The 1,454-nt window shown below is 44.3% G+C and carries 2 protein-coding genes; both read left to right on the forward strand.

Annotated features, from left to right (window positions below; all coding sequences use genetic code 11):
* The coding region (locus COT43_01755; protein PIS30468.1) for a hypothetical protein at window positions 1–815 on the forward strand (815 nt) is incomplete at its 5' end.
* Between the two features lies 1 nt (window position 816).
* On the forward strand, window positions 817–1,454 hold a 638-nt coding region (locus COT43_01760; GenBank protein PIS30469.1), incomplete at its 3' end, for a hypothetical protein.

The raw sequence follows: 1,454 nt of genomic DNA on the forward strand, positions 1-1,454 counted from the left end.
GTTGGCAGAAAAAACTCTTTCGTCTGCGGGAAAATCTCTGGCAACCGATGATTGAAAAAGCGATCCGGAAATACGGGCTGGAGGATTTTGATGTTTATCATTTTGAATGGGGAACGGATTTTTTCCGCGATGCGCGCTTTGCCAAACGGCTGAAAGCAGGAGGCAAAAAAATCATCTGCGCCTATCACGGACAGGATATGCGCAACCGCGGTGTCATCCCTGAAATGGATAAAATCAGCGACTTGAACGTGACCAGCGAACTCGATCTGACCTTTCGCCACCCGAACCTTAAATATCTTTTTTTACCGTATGATGTGCTGGCCTTCCAGCCGAAGTCGAAACCCGGCAGTCCGTTGACTATTTGCCATGCGACGACCAACCGCCGGGTCAAAGGTTCCGACGAAATCATCCGGGTTTGTAATGAGCTCGAAAAAAGTCATGGAATACGGTTTATCTTCATCGAAAATCAGCCGCACGAAAAAGTCATTGAGTTGAAAAAGCAGTCGGACGTTTATATCGATCAAATTACAGATCATGCCTGGGGCTACGGGATGAATTCGCTGGAGGCTTTATCGCTTGGACTGGTTTGCGTTACTTACCTAAATCCGACTTATGAAAAATTCATCCCCGATCATCCGTTCGTGAACGCCGATGTATCGAATTTGAAGGAAAAACTGCTGGAATTAATCGAGCATCCCGACATTCTGCCGGTACGCATGGCGGCCAGCCGCGCCTGGGTCGAAAACCGCCACGATTTTAGAAATGTCGTCAAAGAATTGTATCAATATTATGAATCTATCGGAGTCCAAAAATAAAATGAAGATTACATTTATCCTGCCCGGTTTCATTAAAATTCCCGTAGGCGGCGTTAAAGTCGTTAATGAATATGCAAATAGGCTGTCCGACCACGGTCATGAAGTGACACTGATTTATCCGATCCAGATTAATACTGGTAATCCAATTTATTTTATACGGAAAAAAATCTCATCTATCTTCGACAGACTTCAACATGTTTCCGACGATTTATACTACATCCCGAAACCTTCCGTCAGCGTTATGGTCATTCAGCAAATCATATCGAAATATATTCCATTTGGCGATGCGGTAATTGCAGTCGGTTGGCAAACGGCGGAGGCGGTCGCTTCATTGCCTCCTGAACATGGAAGAAAATTTTACCTGCTTCAAAGTTTCGAGACATATTTTTTTCCCAAAAAACGGATTTTGGCGACTTACCACCTGCCACTAAAAAAAATTGCGGTTTCTAAATGGATCATGGATGAGATGGAAAAAATCGGCGAAAATTGTTTGGGTCCGCTTGGAAATGCAGTTCATCATGAAGAATTCTACCTTGAATCTCCGCAGTCCGAACGCAGGAACGATGTGATGATGGTTTATCATCCGAACAAGATCAAAGGCGCAAAAGACGGGATCGAAGTCCTGAAAATGGCAAAGAA

This window comes from Candidatus Marinimicrobia bacterium CG08_land_8_20_14_0_20_45_22, from assembly GCA_002774355.1.
In the GTDB taxonomy this organism is placed as follows: domain Bacteria; phylum Fidelibacterota; class UBA2242; order UBA2242; family UBA2242; genus 0-14-0-20-45-22.